At 50.3% G+C, this 18218-nt stretch carries 17 protein-coding genes; 15 read left to right on the top strand and 2 right to left on the bottom strand.

Annotation, left to right across the window (positions count from 1 at the left end):
• Window positions 1-129 precede the first annotated feature (129 nt).
• Window positions 130-972 carry a deoxyribonuclease IV gene (gene nfo / locus V5J35_RS21520; protein ID WP_354009102.1) on the bottom strand — a complete coding sequence of 281 codons (843 nt, stop codon included), beginning with the start codon at window positions 970-972 and terminating at the stop codon, window positions 130-132.
• Window positions 973-1077: 105 nt separating this feature from the next.
• Here nfo and V5J35_RS21515 point away from each other — a divergent pair, with 105 nt between their 5' ends.
• Entirely contained in the window at window positions 1078-1617 is a 540-nt protein-coding gene (locus tag V5J35_RS21515) for a thioredoxin domain-containing protein (RefSeq protein ID WP_354009101.1), read from the top strand.
• An 85-nt stretch (window positions 1618-1702) separates the two neighbouring features.
• Here V5J35_RS21515 and V5J35_RS21510 read toward each other — a convergent pair whose 3' ends face one another.
• Window positions 1703-2728 carry a hypothetical protein gene (locus tag V5J35_RS21510; RefSeq protein WP_354009100.1) on the bottom strand — a complete coding sequence of 342 codons (1026 nt, stop codon included), beginning with the start codon at window positions 2726-2728 and terminating at the stop codon, window positions 1703-1705.
• A 255-nt stretch (window positions 2729-2983) separates the two neighbouring features.
• On the opposite strand from V5J35_RS21510, the gene V5J35_RS21505 reads away from it, so the two are divergent.
• From V5J35_RS21505 to V5J35_RS21440, 14 genes are all read left to right on the top strand, one after another.
• Window positions 2984-3490 (top strand): aminoacyl-tRNA deacylase, encoded by a 507-nt coding sequence (locus tag V5J35_RS21505; RefSeq protein ID WP_354009099.1) that lies wholly within the window; start codon window positions 2984-2986, stop codon window positions 3488-3490.
• Window positions 3491-3790: 300 nt separating this feature from the next.
• Entirely contained in the window at window positions 3791-5125 is a 1335-nt protein-coding gene (gene brnQ / locus V5J35_RS21500) for a branched-chain amino acid transport system II carrier protein (protein WP_354009098.1), read from the top strand.
• 176 nt (window positions 5126-5301) lie between these two features.
• Window positions 5302-5496 carry a hypothetical protein gene (locus tag V5J35_RS21495; RefSeq protein WP_354009097.1) on the top strand — a complete coding sequence of 65 codons (195 nt, stop codon included), beginning with the start codon at window positions 5302-5304 and terminating at the stop codon, window positions 5494-5496.
• A 317-nt stretch (window positions 5497-5813) separates the two neighbouring features.
• Window positions 5814-6971, top strand: a complete 1158-nt coding sequence (locus V5J35_RS21490) for an ATP-dependent zinc protease family protein (RefSeq protein ID WP_354009096.1) — start codon at window positions 5814-5816, stop codon at window positions 6969-6971.
• Entirely contained in the window at window positions 6968-8503 is a 1536-nt protein-coding gene (locus V5J35_RS21485) for an inactive transglutaminase family protein (protein ID WP_354009095.1), read from the top strand. Before V5J35_RS21490 ends, V5J35_RS21485 begins: the two co-directional genes overlap by 4 nt.
• A 6-nt stretch (window positions 8504-8509) precedes the next feature.
• Window positions 8510-9481 (top strand): alpha-L-glutamate ligase-like protein, encoded by a 972-nt coding sequence (locus V5J35_RS21480; protein ID WP_354009094.1) that lies wholly within the window; start codon window positions 8510-8512, stop codon window positions 9479-9481.
• A 173-nt stretch (window positions 9482-9654) separates the two neighbouring features.
• Window positions 9655-11691, top strand: coding sequence for a GGDEF domain-containing protein (locus tag V5J35_RS21475; protein ID WP_354009093.1), 2037 nt, complete (start codon window positions 9655-9657; stop codon window positions 11689-11691).
• 510 nt (window positions 11692-12201) lie between these two features.
• A complete protein-coding gene (locus V5J35_RS21470; RefSeq protein ID WP_354009092.1) occupies window positions 12202-13791 on the top strand; it encodes a cytochrome ubiquinol oxidase subunit I in 1590 nt (529 codons plus the stop codon).
• 11 nt (window positions 13792-13802) lie between these two features.
• The gene (gene cydB / locus V5J35_RS21465) at window positions 13803-14939 is read left to right on the top strand and encodes a cytochrome d ubiquinol oxidase subunit II (RefSeq protein ID WP_354009091.1); all 1137 of its coding nucleotides are present in this window, start codon (window positions 13803-13805) and stop codon (window positions 14937-14939) included.
• Between the two features lie 12 nt (window positions 14940-14951).
• On the top strand, window positions 14952-15074 hold the full coding sequence (gene cydX, locus V5J35_RS21460; protein WP_354009090.1) for a cytochrome bd-I oxidase subunit CydX: 123 nt from the start codon (window positions 14952-14954) through the stop codon (window positions 15072-15074).
• Between the two features lie 347 nt (window positions 15075-15421).
• Complete coding sequence (gene tnpA / locus V5J35_RS21455; protein ID WP_354007878.1) at window positions 15422-15721, top strand: IS66 family insertion sequence element accessory protein TnpA; 300 nt, start codon at window positions 15422-15424, stop codon at window positions 15719-15721.
• The gene (gene tnpB / locus V5J35_RS21450; protein WP_354008743.1) at window positions 15718-16068 is read left to right on the top strand and encodes an IS66 family insertion sequence element accessory protein TnpB; all 351 of its coding nucleotides are present in this window, start codon (window positions 15718-15720) and stop codon (window positions 16066-16068) included. Before tnpA ends, tnpB begins: the two co-directional genes overlap by 4 nt.
• Before the next feature lie 41 nt (window positions 16069-16109).
• Window positions 16110-17624: an IS66 family transposase gene (gene tnpC, locus V5J35_RS21445; protein WP_354008744.1), complete on the top strand. Its 1515-nt coding sequence runs from the start codon at window positions 16110-16112 to the stop codon at window positions 17622-17624.
• A gap of 6 nt (window positions 17625-17630) precedes the next feature.
• A complete protein-coding gene (locus V5J35_RS21440; protein ID WP_354009089.1) occupies window positions 17631-18158 on the top strand; it encodes a phosphorylase family protein in 528 nt (175 codons plus the stop codon).
• The last annotated feature ends 60 nt before the right edge of the window (window positions 18159-18218 follow it).

Below are 18218 nucleotides of genomic sequence, written 5' to 3'. Positions count from 1 at the left end.
GAAGTAAGGAAGTTTTTTTTCTTTTTTTGAATAAATACGGCATAACTAATTAACTGGTAAGTACTCAACCCGACTAAGTCAGACAATCTGATTAACAGGGCTGAGTACGGCTTGATCTTGGCTCTGCTATCAGCCTGCCATCCTCTTCAGGGCTTCAATCTCGTCTGCCCAGAGAGTGTCATCAATGGTTTCCAGAACCATGGGAACCCGGTCAAAGCGGCTATCCTGCATGATGTACCGAAATACATCCCAGCCAATTTCACCCTGCCCTAAGCTGTGATGACGATCTTTCCTTGAGTTCAGTTCAGTTTTAGAGTCATTCAGGTGCATACCTTTCAGGTATTGAAAGCCGACCACTTTGTCAAATTCAGCAAAGGTAGCGTCACAGGTTTCAGGTGTTCTCAGGTCATATCCGGCAGAAAAGGTATGACAGGTATCCAGACAAACACCTATACGGCTTTTGTCTTCCACCTGGTCAATAATCTCTGCCAGTTCTTCAAAACGCCAGCCAAGGTTGCTGCCCTGTCCGGCAGTATTTTCGATAACGGCTATGACACCTTCTGTCTGATCCAGTGCCAGGTTGATGGACTCAGCGATACGGCTCAGACAGGCTGGAATCTCAATTTTTCGTAAATGACTGCCCGGGTGAAAATTCAGTCTGTCCAGTCCCAGCTGGGTGCAGCGCTGCATTTCGTCCACAAAGGCTTCTCTGGATTTTTGCAAACCTTCTTGTTCAGGATGACCAAGGTTTATAAGATAACTATCGTGCGGAAGGATCTGCTCAGGCTTGTAACCGTATTCATCACACCGTTGTTTGAACAGTTCAATGTTCTTATCTGAAAGTGGTTTGGCTTTCCACTGACGCTGGTTTTTTGTGAAGAGAGCAAACGCAGTAGCCCCAAGCTTGTGGGCGTTGACCGGGGCATTTTCGACCCCTCCTGCAGCGCTGACATGGGCGCCGATATACTTCATAAACAATCCTTTATTGTTTGATCTGGGTCCAAAAACGTGCAGAGGCAATCATAAGAAAATCGTAAATACGATCAATTTATAGCTCATGATAACAAGGCGATATTAGTGAAAAAAATACTCTCTGCATTTTGCTTGATGTTGGCCATGCCTCTGTCGGTGATGGCGGCTTCATTTTCTCAAGGCACGCACTACAATGTACTCCCTGACTTCGAAAAATCAGAAACACAGGAAGTACGTGAAGCCTTTTCGGTTTATTGCCCTGCCTGCTACCAGTGGGATCAGGGGATTGTTGGTGATCTGCAAAAGCGCCTGGAGTCGAAGGATATTCCATTTAATCAGTCCCATGTCGCTTTTATGGGTAACTACGCCGATAAAGTCAGTCAGGCTCTGGCGGTTACCAAAGGTACTGAAAAGTACACGCCTGTGAAGAAAGCCATTTTTAAGGCTTTGCAGGAAGATCGTATTGGTGACTGGAAAAATGACGATGACTTTTTCAAAGTGCTGGCTGATGCAGGGTTGAGTAAGCGTGAGTGGGCATTTGGCGTGAATGACCCGGTGGTTCGTGAGCGCATGAAACGCTGGTCGCAGCTGGAGAGCAGCGTGCGCAGCGTACCGAGCCTTATCGTCAACAATAAGTACATTTAACGGTATTTGTGATGTAAATACTCTTCCGGAACAGGTTGCCGGAGGGCATGCCTGCCGACAACCCGGGGAATAACGCCCGTCTGCTTTACCAGAACCGATGGCCAGATGACTGATACACAGCCCCCGCAATGACGACCAGGGCAGTGACGACCGTCACAGCAATCCCCCGGGAATACTTAACAAACTGCTGAGACACTGTTGGTAGCAGGGTGACACCAATCGACGGAGAGAAAGATGGCAGGTTATCGAACGATGGTAAGCTGACAGAGTAGCTCAGATACCCTGATGTATAAGTACTGACCCTCCGAAACTGACCGTCACTGTCGCGCTGATCGGTTCGTATACTGCCCAGCGGCCGGAGCCATTCAGTCCCGACCTCCCGCACTTCATCTCTGTCAAACAAAGTGTGTCCATAGCTCACGGTTTGACCTGGTGAAAACACACCCAGGTGCTGGGAAAAATTTATTACCCGAAGCTCATTCAGTGTATTCAAAATATCCGTTAAAACACCTTCCTGCAGAGGATCAAAATACAGGGTTTGCTGTGACCTCCCTGCGTAGTGAGCATGAAAGAAAGACTCACCCCAGAGCCAGCGCATCGAGGGACGACTTCTTCTGACAGCATAAGGCAAATCAGTCAGGATTCTTCGGCCATTGGAGATAAACGAGAGGCTCAGTACAAAACTGGCTGAACTGAAGTGACTGACAGATGTTCTGACTTCACAGGCGGCATCATCAGAATAACACGCAGCAGAAGAGGTACGGGAAAATGGATTAAGTCTCAGCTCCAGTTCCGGAATACCGTTTTCGGCAAGCCACTGCTGTATTGAGTGCAACTGTCTCACATCAGGGCATGGGTGACTGTCGCAATGCCCCTTAATACTGGCCTGAGATGTCGAGCTGCCACTCCTGCTCATTGCACGACCACTATCAGCTGCTGGAATGACAAGGGTTGTTACCCTGTCGTGATGCGTTATTTCTACTGGCACATCGTCAATCCTCATCACCAGCGGCTCTCTCAGCAACAATCCGGTGACATAATCCACAGCCAGCAATGAATGAGAAAACGTTACACAACACATCATCAAGGCAATTTTTATTTTTCCAGACATTCTCCCACCTCAGAAACCGTAATAATATATAATGCTGACAGGTAAGATTCGACCGGGTTGTTAAAGTTCCACGTTCCCCCTGTAAAAGGCAGGTGCTGGCTGAACCATCGCTACCTATGCCGTAAAAACTGATTACATTTGCTTGCCAGACTATACTTTCCTGCCAACTGACCCTGATGGAACGAAGGAGGACGACTGCAAGCCTTCTTCTGCCTAACCAGCATGGAAGCCCTGACCTGACTGAGGGCGACGCCCATGAGTATTGCTGACCGTGTTCACCGCCTGCTCGAAGAAGAGCATATCCCTTATGAAACCCTGCGACACACCACCAGCCACAGTTCTGTCCAGACCGCCATTGCCGCACAAATACCACTGCACTCACTGGCCAAGGCAGTGATACTGAAAGACGACCTGAACGACTATCTGATGGCTGTTATTCCGTCATCCAATCGCCTGCAAATACGTCAGGTACGAAACTTTCTTGACCGCCCTGTAAAACTGGCCAGTGAAACCGATGCCCAAAAGCCGTTTTCAGACTGTCAGTTCGGTGCCATTCCACCGATTGCCCGGGCTTATGAGATGCCCATGATCTGGGACGACAGGCTCAGCCAGGTTCCCGATATCTACCTGGAGTCCGGTGACCATGAAACCCTGCTTCATATTGACCAGGAAGGCTTTCAGCAACTGATACAGGACACCCCTCACAGCAACCTGTGCAGCCAGCCGAGGCATGAATCCAGACCTGACCCTTATGAGTCATAACCGCTCGAATAACCGGCATACGCCTCCATATATACAGCTGAGTTGCCACGGCACTCAGCGACGAACAGAACCATTCAACCAGGGTAACAGTTTCAATTTGCCAGAAATTCGGAACGTTTTTTCTTTCAGTCAGTCCAATATTTCAGGCAACAGGACTAACGTTGCTACCACTTTTAAAAATTGCGTCCATACTTGAGAGCTACCATGGAAGCTAAGCTATTAAGGTGGCACCTGAGCGAACCAGAGAGTGAGCCTGCCCCGATTAGCCTCTAACATAAACGCCTGACGACGGCAACTGCGATGAAACAAAGATTAAGTCTGCAAAATATTATTGGAATGGGATTCATGGTGTTTGCCATGTTTCTAGGTGCTGGCAACCTGATTTTTCCGCCCCTGGCGGGTCAGCTGGCAGGAACCAGTGTCTGGCAGGCAGCGGCCGGATTTCTGGTCACCGGAGTCGGACTACCACTTCTGGGAGTGGTAGTCATCGCCAGAGTCGGCGGCGGCTTCAACGAAATCACCCGGGAACTGCCAAAGTGGCTGATCATTTTGATGGGCAGCTTTATTTTCCTGGTGATCGGTCCTCTCTATGCTGTTCCCCGCACTGCAATGGTTGCCTACGAAGTGGGAATTGTGCCATTTCTAAATTCGCCTGACGCCCTGTCTCGCCTGATATTCAGCCTGGTGTTTTTCATTATCTGCGGATATCTCTGTCTGAACCCGGGACGCCTGCTGGAATCTGTCGGCAAGCTGATTACCCCGGCCCTGATTGCCCTGCTCATTATACTAGGCCTGTCTCCAGTTCTAATGCCTCAGGGAACCCCGTCCGAGGCAACAGGCAATTATGCTGCTAACCCCTTCCTGACCGGCTTCTTTGAAGGCTACATGACCATGGATGCCATGGCTGCCCTGATGTTTGGCATCGTCATTGTCACCAACCTGCGCTCACATGGCATAAGCTCCACCCAGGCCCTGTTCCGCCACAGCGTAGTGACGGGTTTTATAGCCGCAATCGGGCTGGCCCTGGTCTATGTTTCACTGTTTTATCTGGGAGCCACGAGTCGGGAAATCGCCCCCAACCCGGATAACGGCGGCCAGATTCTTTCTCTCTATGTTGATGTCCTGTACGGCTCCCTCGGCAAAATCCTGCTGGCAGCTGTTGTGGCGCTGGCCTGCCTGACGACAGCTATCGGGTGTATCACGGCCGCTGCAGAGTATTTTGATGATGTATTCAAACCGCTCAGCTACCGGCCACTGGTTATTGCCATCACTGCCTGCTGTATTGCTTTCGCCAACCTCGGTCTGAACCAGATCATTGAGTTATTTATTCCTGTTCTGCTGATTCTCTACCCTGTCTGTATTGTCCTGATATTGCTGGGAGTGGTAAGGGATCTATTTGCCAATCCCACGCTGGTCTATCGCTATACGCTTTCAACCGCCCTGATTTTCAGTATTGTTGATGCCATAAAAGAGATTCATCATCCGCTGGTTATGATGTTAACGTCCCCTTTCCAGCGACTGCCTGGGTATGAGTCCAGTCTCAGCTGGGTTCTTCCATGCATTATCTGTGTTTTATTGACGGGGGTTCTGGGCAGAATAATGCCTCAGGAACCCCTGCAGGAAGATCAGGCTTAGTGAGGTTTTCATTTGCAAAAGCGGTACCGCTGGGAAGTGCTGGAAAAATTAGAGATCTTTGCCTGTTGAAAAGTTCGATTTGAAACTGCGCGACTAACGCTATGGGAGGTGGTTGCGCTCCTCATGCTTGATTATTTTTTCATCACTTCTCAGCTCTAACTGCAGCATACAAAGTCATGTTATTAAAACAAAACTTTCGTCCACCTTTCAATCAGGACAATATTCCAAAAGAATTGCTGGAGCTGGATGCCAGAATTCTTTCTTCTGCCCGTAAGCGCCCAACATGGGATACAATTATCGACCAACTGTCCCAAATCAGGGTGGAGCAAATCCAGAAAGAACGAAAGAGGTTTGGATATTATCACAATTAACTCCCTGTCTCGCTGGCAGCTAAACTGATCAGCATCGTCAAACCAGGCTCTGTTTATCAATGAAGTGACTGACCATTGTCCTTTTCTGTGGACTTCACACCATTTACCATAAAGTTGGATTTTGGGCTTCAACCTGAACCACTCAGTTATTTGGCCAGTCTACATTTTACCCTCCTATATCAATCTACCTTCAAAAATCCAGCGGGATTGCGGCTGTTCGCCATTGGCAAGCGTCAGGACTTGCAGTAAGCTGCGCAGCATTTGATTGTTTGCCAATCATCTATAGGTTCATTTATCTAAATCAACAAGTGTTCCCCATGATCCGTTTCCCGGCAATTACCGCTTTGATCCTTACCGCAGCGGCACTGACTGGCTGCCAGTCGCTTCCCCCCACGGAGCCCCCCGCAGGCACAACAAAAACCAGAGAGGATCGACCCAAGGCTGAAAAACCGGTGTCCAGGCCTCAGGAAAAATCCGCTGTCGAACAACCTGCACCCGTACCGGAAGTCACCATTACACAGACGTATATACAGACGCCGACTCATATTGACGGCAAACTGGTGTTGGGCTTTTCCGAAGAAGGTAAGCTGCCAGACCTTGACCTGACCATGCCCGCAAAAATTGATACAGGGGCTGGTCGCACGTCTCTGGACGCACAAAACATACAACAGTTTGAACGCGACGGTCGCCCCTGGGTTCGCTTTGAGTTGCCACGCACCAGCAAAGGCGTTCGGAAACTGGAGCTGCCAATCCAGGATTTCATCTCAATAAAGCGCCCCGATGAAGAATCACAGCGCCGTCCTGTGGTCAATCTGACGATCCAGATAGGCAGCCTTACCCAGACACTCGCCGTTTCCCTGAATGACCGCAGCAACTTTGAATTCCCAATGCTGGTCGGTCGTGACTTCCTTAAGGACCTGGCCATCGCCGACGTTGGCAAAACATACATTGCGACTGAAAAACCACTGAAAACGGTACGTCGTACTGTACCCAAGGCTTTTGCACACGCCGTCGACCAGACCATCTACCAGAAAGTCAGCGTCGCCGGTCTGCCCGTTCTTGGAGCTCTGGAGCGGATTCACCTCAACGGTGTGGATGAACCCTTACAAGCCCGGGTAGACACGGGTGCAGAAACATCCTCCCTGGATGCCCGTGACCTTGAAGAGTTTGAAAAAAATGGTCAGCCCTGGGTACGGTTCAAGCTGATTTCCAATGAACAATCCTTCAATCTTGAACTGCCGGTAAGCCGTATTGCCGAGATCAAGCGCCATGGTGGTCTTGAATCCCAGAGACGCCCTGTCGTCAGCATAAAAACCAGGGTCGGCAACATTGACAAAGTCACCGAATTCACACTGCGAGACCGCAGCAGTTACGAGTTTCCTGTCCTGCTTGCAGAACAATTCCTGGCCAACACCGCCCTGGTAGACGTCAGCGAGGAGTATATTGCAGACAAACTGCCAAGAGGTAATCAATGAAAGGTCGTTTTCAACTCAGTCTGGCTGTAGTGCTGCTTGTCGCACTCGGGCTGGGTCTCACTCTTTACAAGCATTTTGCTTTAGGCTTTCCACTGCTTCGGGGAGAAACCAATACGATTTGGAGCATTGAAGCCGAAGTTGAGTTTATGGCCGACGGAGGCCCGGCAAAGGCAACCCTGACGTTGCCAGACCATCAGTCTGACGTGCGCATCCTTGATGAATCTTTCGCTTCTCCGGGGTATGGCATCAACCAGTTTGACGACAATGGTCAGCGACGGGCGGAATGGAGTATCCGTGAAGCCAAAGGCCGCCAGACACTGTACTATAAGGTCAACCTGTATCCTGATTCTGTCAGCGACCCGGATCGTGAGCCTCCGGTAGAAAACGACACTCTGACCGTAAAACCAAGACTGCCGGAACCCTATCAGACAGCAGCCGACAGTCTGCTCGAATCCGTAACCGAACGCTCTGCTGATGCCCGCAGTTTTACCGGAACACTGATCAACGAATTTCTGGATTCAAGCCCCGGCCAGAACACCAACATGCTGCTGGGTATGATCGATAATCGTGAAAGCCGTACACGTCTGCTGATTGACCTGTTAACCATGGCCGATATTCCGGTTCGCATGGTCAGAGGCTTGTATCTGGAAGACGGTCGCCGTCGCCAACCGATGCTGGACATGCTGGAAGTCTACACCAACGATGGCTGGCTGATGTTCGACCCGGTCACTGGCGAATCCGGCAACCCTGCCAATTTCTTCCTGTGGCAACGGGGTGGCAAATCCATGCTGGACGTGATGGGCGGCACCAACTCAAGAGTCAGCTTCTCCATGATCTCTCAGGCGGTTCCAGCCCGGGAACTCGCAATCCAGAACTCTCAGGCAGACGAAGTGGCGCTGATTGATTTCTCAATCTATGCATTGCCTCTGGAAGTTCAGAACGCTTTCAAGAGTATTCTGCTGATCCCTATCGGAACGCTGGTCGTACTGTTTATGCGGATTATTGTAGGTCTGCGTACATCAGGTACCTTTATGCCAGTACTGATCTCGGTGGCCTTCCTGGAAACCCAGCTGCTACCGGGTCTGACCATCTTTATTACCATTGTCTCCATCGGCCTGTGGATGCGATCGATACTCAGTCAGTTGAATATGCTTCTGGTGGCCAGGCTAGCCGCCGTTATGATTGTTGTCATTGGCATTATGGGTGCCATGAGTATCCTGAGCTGGAAACTGGGTATCACCCAGGCACTGACCGTCACCTTCTTCCCGATGATTATTCTGGCATGGACCATCGAAAGAATGTCTATTCTGTGGGAAGAAGAAGGTCCGAGGGATGTGGTTATAGAAGGCTTTGGCAGCCTGCTAGTGGCGACCATCAGCTACCTGCTGATGTCCAACCCGACCGTTGAGCACCTGACGTTCAATTTCCCGGAACTTCTGTTTGCGGTTCTGGGTGTTACCCTGATGCTTGGTCAGTACACTGGCTACCGTCTGCTGGAATTGCGACGTTTCAGACCTCTGGTTCAGGGGTAACGGGCTATGGAAGTCATTCGTCGTTTTATTGACAGCTTTGCCAAACCCCGCCAGCTTCGGGAAGCTGGCATTCTGAGCATGAACAGTCGTAACCTCGACTACGTCATCAAGTACAACCCCAGAAAGCTGCTGCCGCAGGTGGACAACAAACTCACCACCAAGCAGATGGCGCAGCAGGCGGGCGTTGCTGTTCCTGAGTTGCTGGGCGTGGTTTCCTACCAGTCCGAGATCAAAAATCTCAGTCAGTTGCTGGCAGCCCACGAACACTTTGTCATCAAACCTGCTCAGGGCAGCGGAGGCAAGGGTATTCTGGTGATCACCGGCAGAGACGGTGATCGCTATGTCAAAGCCAGTGGCGACACCCTTGAGTTCGAGGATATCAATCGACATGTGTCGAATATTCTGGGCGGCCTGTATTCCCTTGGCGGCAAATCCGATGTTGCCATGATCGAAGGTTTAATTCAGGCAGACCCGGTTTTTAACGACTATAGCTTTGAAGGCGTACCCGATATCCGCATGATTGTTTTCCGCGGCTTCCCGGTCATGGCCATGCTGCGGCTCGCCACCCGGGCCTCCGATGGTAAAGCGAACCTGCACCAGGGCGCAGTGGGTGTTGGGTTGGATATAGCCACTGGCAAAAGCCTCCGGGCGGTGCAGTTTGATACGCCTATCAAGCTTCATCCCGATACTCAGCACAGCTTTGAAAGCCTTCAGGTACCCCACTGGGACCGCCTGCTGGAACTGACCGCAGCCTGTTACGGTATGACCGGACTGGGTTACCTGGGTGTCGATATGGTTCTCGACAAACATCTGGGACCACTGATCCTGGAACTGAATGCACGACCAGGACTGGCTATTCAGATTGCCAACGGCTGTGGCATTCATCCAAGATTGCAGAAAATCGAAGCCATGCCCGACTGGAACATTCCAATATCGGAAAAAGTCACTTTTTCCAAGCAGTACTTCACCAGCCAGTAGCCCCACCGACAAAGCCCGCACCTGTCCGGGCTTTGTGCCTTTCAGGGCAAAAGGTTGCCATATCACACCTGCTAGCAGAATAAAAACAGCTATGTCACAATTGTTAGATAAATTATTCGATACAACCTGATAACAAGCTCACCTCATACAGCCACCACCGGAGGGCAGCTGCAATGATGGTATTTTTACCCCGGCGCTATTTATCTGGGCGCTATCTGCAACCAGCGTTATCAGCTATTTGTTTTTTACTGCTCTTACAGCTCTCTTTAATGGCATGGGGCGCAGCTGCAAACAAAACAATAGCGACACCTCCCGTAGCAACAGGAACCATTAACCATCCCGTCAGCCTGAGCCCCTACCTTGTACCCATTACGTCACCTTCAGACTCACTCTTACAAACAGAGTCAGAGCCTGAACGTTATTTATGGTATCAACTCAACCTCGTGTTAAGCCCTGACTTTTCAACCGACTGGCTCCTGGTTTTCAGCCGCATACCTCACCCTGTGCTTGACATCTATCTTCCTGAAAACAAGCTTTCTACAAACGAGCTTTCGCTGAACAGGCAATACCAGATAAAAAGGATGGGAGTGGATAGCCTGTCAGCCTCTAACCCGGACGTAAGAACCATCCGGCTTCCCCTGACCAGTGGCCAGACACACAAACTGCTGATTAAAGTCAGCAAACAGTCTTCCCGGAATCTGGCTCCCGAACTGTGGCCGGCTTCACTGTATTCCCTGAGTGAATATCGTTATCACGCGCTTTCAGCCTCCCTGCAAACCATTATGCTGGCGATGCTGGGCGCAGTTCTGGCGACCGCATTGATTAAAAAGACCTACCTGTACCTTCCCCTTGGCGCACATCTCAGTGCCATAAGCCTGCTTCTGGTTGCCCTGAACGGGAGCCTGTTCCGGCTGATTCCCTACAATATTGACCCTGGTCAGCTGGTCTCCACTGTGACCGTGCTGACCATGTTGTCTGCTCTCGCCTGCTACCTGAACCTGTTCCGCGTCACCCGGCTGACCCCAAAAACCATAATGACCCTTTCCGGCGCAACACTGGTGGCCAGCGGCCTCATGTTTGGCTTTGTATTTGCGGTTGACAATACCGTTCCATCTCTTCCACTGGTGCTATTACTCTGCCTTCAGTCAATCTCCCTGACTCTTTTGCACTACCTGCTTCAGCCAGGACAGAAGAAACAGCCATTCACGGTCAATCTGATTAAAGGCGCAGAGAGTAAACGCAGAGTATTCAGCCAGCACTTCAGGGAAAGTCTGCTTCAGCTAAACCAGCAAGATGACAACAATGAACTGACCGAACATATTCTTGACATCATTGATGGCACATTACACAAAACGCCAGCTGTTTTACTTCAGTATGAAAACAACGAATGGCAACTCAGCAGCCATTCAACGAAAGCAAAGCAGCAGATTGACAGGGAGCTGGAGCATTTTGTTTCGCCACTGACACAGTTACCCGATCACGACTCTGATGACCAGATCCATTTTCAGGATAAACAGGGCAACAGCTTCTGGGGCTTCCACTTAAACGACGACGCTGAACGTCAGCTTTTTCTGGTACTGTTTCCAGGCAAATACCAGCGGGAAACCATTACCCGACAACAGGCGCTTGATCTGTGCAGCCACATTAAAACCATTTTAAAAGCAAATCAGCAAACCCGCTTCTGGCAATTACAGGCCAGCCTGGACCCACTGACAGGTCTGCTAAACCGCAACCGCTTCTTTCAGGAAGCAGAACAACAGATTGAAGCCTGCAAACAACAGCAGTTGCCCTGCAGCCTTTTATTCGTCGATATTGATGATTTCAAACGAATCAACGACCAGTTCGGCCACCCGGCCGGTGACAGGATTCTGGTCGAGATTGCCCATCAAATAAGGGACAGCCTGCGCCAGCAGGATCTGATTGCCCGCTACGGCGGAGAGGAATTTGTCATTCTGCTGCCCGTCACCTCTGCATGGCAGGGAACCCGGATTGCGGAAAGGGTTCGCACCCGTGTTGAGCGATATACTGCCAGCCCGATGCCTGTAACCCTCAGCCTGGGGCTGGCGGTAACGACAGGGGAAGCAGACAGCCTCAATCAGCTGATCAATGAAGCTGACAACGCCATGTACACAGCCAAGAAACACGGCAAGAACCGGCTGGAAGCTGGTCCCTCCTGCTCAGACCTTCGATTGAGCTGGCCAGAAGGGTGAACACGCAGAATTTTATTCCTTAGATTGCAAAATAAAGATGATAATCCTCTATTAATTCAAATGATTTACATCTTTATTGATTTATATCAATCCAAAGGCTTTGCCGAAGTTCAGATACGTATTAAAACGTTGTAGTATTCGCACTATCTCAAAGGATGTCCGCAGATGACGGTACATCCCCCTATTCAATATCAACCTGCAGTATCGATTTTGTTTAATTTTTAAACAATCGGTGGACGCATAGAATAATAACCAGGAACAATGGATCGAGGGATTACCGCCAGGGGAAGTTAAAGCGGGGAACGCTGTATGTGTCCCCAGGCTGAATGCACCGTAATGCATTATCCTGATCCAGAATGCACCACCGTCCGTATAGTTGCAGGCAACATGCACTGCCTATACTGCGTCATGATGCAACGATTAGTTTAGTGGTTGCTGGCAGGAAGCCAACTCTTCCCGGGTCTCGTGGAAACCGGAGTATGTTTCCCAGAAGATGTCACGAGGAACGTTATGATCCCCGCAGAAATCATTGACCTGTCGCGCTTTCAGTTTGCCATAACAGCGCTTTATCACTTTTTATTCGTCCCACTCACCCTGGGTATGACGTTTATCCTTGCAATCATGGAGTCGGTCTATGTCATGACCGGCAAACAGGTTTACAAGGATATGACCAAGTTCTGGGGCAAGTTGTTTGGTATCAACTTTGCACTGGGCGTTGCGACCGGTCTTACCATGGAATTCCAGTTTGGTACCAACTGGTCCTTTTATTCTTATTATGTTGGCGATATTTTTGGCGCTCCACTGGCGATTGAAGCCCTTATGGCGTTTTTCCTGGAGTCCACGTTTGTCGGCATGTTTTTCTTTGGCTGGGATCGCCTCAGTAAAGTCAAGCATCTTGCCTGCACCTGGCTCATGGCCATCGGTACCAACCTGTCCGCATTATGGATTCTGGTAGCCAATGCCTGGATGCAAAACCCTGTAGGCGCTGAATTCAACTTCGAAACCATGCGCATGGAAATGACCAGCTTTGCTGAACTGTTCTTTAACCCCGTTGCCCAGGTTAAGTTTGTTCATACCGTAGCAGCAGGTTATACCACCGGTGCTATTTTCGTCCTGTCCATCAGTGCCTGGTATCTGCTGAAAAACCGTGACACTGGGTTTGCCCGCCGCTCCTTTGCCATTGCCGCAGGCTTTGGTACCGCCGCCATTCTTTCCACCCTGCTGCTGGGCGATGAATCCGGCTATGCGCTGGGCGATGTACAACAGGTTAAACTGGCCACCATTGAGGCAGAGTGGGACACCCAGCCCGCGCCAGCCAGTTTTACCGTGATCGGCCTTCCTAATCAGGAGAAAATGGAAACGGACTACGCCATCAAGATACCGTACATGATGGGACTGATTGCCACCCGCTCTTTTGATGAAGAGGTTCCCGGCATCAAAGACCTGATTGCAGCTAAAGAAGTTCGTGTCGAAAACGGCAAGAAGGCTGTTGCCCTTCTCGACGAATTGAAGTCCGAAGGCGGCAACACACCTGCAAACCGGGCAGCATTCTCGAATGTTGTTGATGACCTTGGCTACGGTCTGCTACTCACCCGTTACACTGACGACATCCCTAATGCCTCGCCAGCTATGGTTAAACAGGCCGCACAGGACGCAATTCCAACGGTTTGGCCACTGTTTTTCTCATTCCGAATTATGGTTGGCTGTGGTGTACTGATGCTGATGCTGCTCTTAACCGCCTTCTATAAAACCGCGCGCAGAACAGAGCATAAAAGCAAACTCTTCCTCAAGCTGTGCCTGTGGTCTCTGCCACTGCCATTCATTGCCAGTGAAATGGGCTGGTTTGTAGCAGAATATGGACGCCAGCCATGGTCTATTTCCGGTATTCTGCCTACCTATATGTCAGCATCCAGTCGTACGGTTACTGACTTGTATCTCAGTATTGCAGGCTTCACTCTGTTTTACAGCGTATTCGCTATCATCGAAGTCTGGCTGATGCTGAAATATGCTAAACAAGGTCCCAGCTGCCTACACACCGGACGCTATCATTTTGAACGTCCACAACCGACCGTCAATGAACTGTCCACGCAACAGGGATAAGGTGCCACACCATGGAATATGAAGTTTTAAAGTTTATCTGGTGGGTTTTGATCGGCGTACTGTTGATCGGTTTCTCTATCATGGATGGCTACAACATGGGTTCAGCAAACCTGTTACGATTCATGGCCAGAAACGACACCGAACGTCGAATTATGATTAACGCTGTTGCCCCGCACTGGGATGGCAACCAGGTATGGTTAATTACAGCCGGCGGCGCACTGTTTGCCGCCTGGCCTATCGTCTACGCAACCACATTTTCCGGCTTTTACTGGGCAATGGTGCTGGTACTGTTTGCACTGCTTGTCCGCCCTATGGCATTTGACTATCGTTCAAAAATAGACGATCCGAAATGGCGAGATGCCTGCGACTGGGGACTGTTCGCCAGCGGTGCAGTTCCAACTCTGGTCTTCGGTGTTGCCTTCGGCAACCTGTTCCAGGGCTTTGGATTTGAACTGGACAGCACCATGCGCTCCACTTTCTCAGAAAACTTTTTCCACCTGTTAAATCCGTTTGCCATTCTCTGCGGCCTGGTCAGTGTCAGCATGCTGACCACTCACGGAGCGACCTGGCAAAAACTACGTGCGGGTGAGCCGATTCAGGAAAGAGCGGCAACTGTTGCTCGCTATGGCGCATTAATAACACTGGCACTATTTACCATTGGTGGTTTCTGGGTTGCCTCCATCCCTGGCTATGAAGTGACCAGCCAACTGGACCCTGCAGCGGTTTCCAATCCTCTGAACAAAACGGTTGTTATCGTAGAGTCCGGGCGCTGGATGGCTAACTACAGTCTGTACCCAGTTACACTGATTGCCCCGGTTTTAGCTTACCTGGGAAGCATTGGCGTCTTCCTTCTGGCAAAAAGTCACTTTGCAGGTTTGACCTTCGTCTGCTCAGGCATGACTCTGGCAGGTGTTATTCTGACGGCAGGCTTCTCCCTGTTCCCATTTATCCTGCCATCCAGCACCATGCCTGATGCCAGCCTGACTCTGTGGGATGCTACTTCCAGTCATCTGACACTGAGTATTATGACTGGTGTTGCTGCCGTCTTTGTCCCACTGATACTGGGCTACACGACATGGTGCTTCTACCACCTTTGGGGCCGAATTACCGCCGAGCATGTTACTGAAAACAACCACTCACTGTACTAAAGGAGTTTGACTATGTGGTATTTTGCCTGGATTCTCGGAGTACTTCTGGCCTGTGCTTTTGGAATTATTAATGTGATGTGGTATGAATTTCAAGAAGGCGGTTTTGATAACGATATCAATGAGTTACAAGACTAATTAACCATTTAGTATACAATTTCATTGCATACTGCCGCCAGAAATGGTGTGCAATCGTGTAGAAAACGTTAGTGCATAATGATGTAACAACATCACAGGGGAGCATCGCCTCCCCTGGCCTTTCCCCGCCCTAAACGCCCACACAACGCCCTTGGCGACGTTTCCACCCTCGAATCAAACAGACGTATCATTCAAAAAACAACCCGCTCAACTGCGTCCTGACTGCCCTGAAAAACCATACTTTGGTACAACATTCACGAACCATCGTTTTGTAAGCGGTAAATTAACCCCACATTCCAAAGAAAGCCACGCCCCTTAATACTTCAGGTTTTAAAACGGAGAAACTCATGAAACCTGAAGAGCGCAAACAAAACCAGGCACTCTGGCAAGAGCGGATGAACGACTGGCAGCAGTCCGGACTCTCGGCCTCAGGCTGGTGTAAAAAGCACGACATCAAGCAGCACCTGTTTTTTTACTGGAAGCACAAACTGCTCACCAGACCGGATAATAAATTGATCCCTCTGGGCGTTGTTCAGCCAGAACCTTCTGCGCCTTCCCTGGTGATCCTCTATATGGATTCCATACGAATCGAAGCGGCTCCTGAACAGGCAGCAGCCCTGATCAAAGCATTGCAGGCTGCCTCGTGATCCGCCCGGAAGATGAGGTGGCTGTCTATCTCTACGCTGAGCACGTTGATATGCGCAAATCCATCGACGGGCTGGCGGCTTTAGTCGAACAACAAGCCGGACAATCACCATTTAATCAGACGGTCTACGTCTTCTGTAATCGCAAGCGGGACAAGATCAAGCTGTTGTGCTGGGAGCGTAATGGCTTTGTGCTCTGGTATAAGCGACTGGAGAAATTCCGCTTTAAATGGCCGGGGAATGAAGCACCCGAAGCGATCGATGGAGGCCTGCTCAACCAGCTTCTGGATGGTTATGACATTCGCCCCAAAGCACCTCACCCAACACTGGAATATACGACTTTACTCTAACAAGGTGGCAATGACTGCGCCACCGTCTATTCTGAATCGGCATGGAAGCCTGCCCTGTCCCTTTACCCGATAATAACCCCGAGCTGATTGCCTGGGTTCAGTCCATCCTTGCGAAAAATGCATTGCTGGAAGAACGCCTTCGCCTTCTTCTGCATAAACAGTTTGGTGCCTCCAGCGAAAAGACATCACCGGATCAGCAGGAACTGTTCAACGAAGCCGAGCAAGATCAACCGGAACAGCCTGAGCCAGACCCCGAAGAAAGCGTCACGGTTGCAGAACATACTCGCCAGAAGAAAGGTCGAAAACCGCTACCCAAAGATCTGCCAAGAGTCCGGGAAGAGCACGACATCCGTGACGATGAAAAAAACTGCAGCGGCTGCGGTAATCAACTTCATCGTATAGGCGAAGAAGTGACCGAACAGCTGGATATCATTCCGGCCAAAATCCGGGTTATCCAGAATGTGCGGTTCAAGTACGGCTGCAGATGCTGTGAAGAAGGCATTAAAACAGCCAAACTGCCCGCCCAACCGATACCGGGCAGCATAGCTACTCCGGGGCTGTTAGCCTTCATTGCCACCAGTAAATACGTTGACGGATTGCCTTTATACCGTCAGGAGAAATTTATCCTGGCTCGTCTGGGTGTTGATATTGCCCGTGCCACCACCTCACTGTGGATGGTGCGCTGTGGTGATCTGGTGCAACCGTTAATCAACCTGATGCGGGACAAGCTGCTGGAAGCGCCACTGATTCACTGTGACGAAACGGTCACCCAGGTGCTCAACGAGGAAGGCAAGGCTGCCCGAAGTCATTCGTACATGTGGGTTCAGGTGGCTGAACCGGTGAAAAATCAAAAGATCATTCTGTTCGATTACGCGCCCAGCCGCAGCGGTTCAGTACCCATGAAGCTGCTGGATGGCTTCCGGGGCTATCTGCAAACCGATGGTTACGAAGGCTATGCTGCCATAGGTCGCAAAAGCGGGGTAATCAGTCAAGGCTGTTGGGCTCACGCTCGTCGAAAGTTCGATGAAGCCATCAAGGGGCAGAAAGATAAAAACAAAACCGGCAAAAGCCATATGGGGCTGTCTTATATCCGTAAGCTCTATCAAATAGAACATGGGATAAAAGAGAGCCCTCCGGATGAACGAAAAAGGGTACGGCAGGAACAAAGTCTGCCGGTTCTGCAGAAATTACGACAATGGCTGGATAAATCGTTGCCCCAGGTGCCGCCAAAAACCTTGTTGGGCAAGGCCCTTTATTACCTGAATAACCAGTGGGAAAAGCTCATCCGTTATTGCGACGAGGGTTACCTGCGTATGGACAATAATCTGGCCGAAAATGCGATTCGTCCGTTCGTGGTGGGTCGCAAGGCGTGGCTGTTCAGCAACAGTACTGACGGAGCTAAAGCCAGCGCCAATCTTTATAGCCTGGTAGAAACAGCGAAAGCCTGCGGGTTGGAACCCTGCCATTATCTGAAGACCGTCTTCAACGACTTGCCAAGGGCAGAGTCAATTGCCGATATCGAGCAGTTGCTGCCCTGGAATCAGAAGCCAGTTTGAATCAAGGTGTGGTGGAATTACCGCTTACGTCAGTTCAAACCAGACCTGCTGATCAACGCAGGCATCTGCGGTGCCTTTCAGGATAAGGGCAGTGCCATTGGCGAGGTGTATATGGGTGAGAAAATCCGTTACTTCGACCGTCGCATTCCACTGGGTGAAGATTACTTTGCCTATGGCGACGGCAGCTATGTATCAGAACGGGCGAGTGAATATGCACAGCAACTGGGCTTAAAGACAGCGGTTGTCTGTACAGGCAATTCACTGGACATGAGCCCGACCGATGAGGCCATTCTGCGTGGAGAACCAGTGGTCGCAAAAGAGATGGAAGCGGCAGCTATTGCAGCCATTGCCAGACTCTATAAAACACCGCTGCTTGCGATGAAATCTGTGACCGACCTGATGGACGAGAAAGATACAACGGCGGAACAGTTTCTGGCAAACCTGACCAGGGCTTCCGACCTACTGCAACAAAATGTTTTCAGGCTACTGGACCTGTTAAGCAACGAAGCACAATCCGAGATCGGTATTCGATAGCAGATGTCACAAAAACACTGAGAAGAAAACTTTTCGTCTTCGGGCATGAGCACCCGAAGA

Source organism: Endozoicomonas sp. NE40 (assembly GCF_040549045.1).
GTDB classification, from domain to species: domain Bacteria; phylum Pseudomonadota; class Gammaproteobacteria; order Pseudomonadales; family Endozoicomonadaceae; genus Endozoicomonas_A; species Endozoicomonas_A lisbonensis.
Note: the sequence above shows the minus strand (reverse complement) of the source record. Positions and strands in the feature narration are given on the sequence as shown.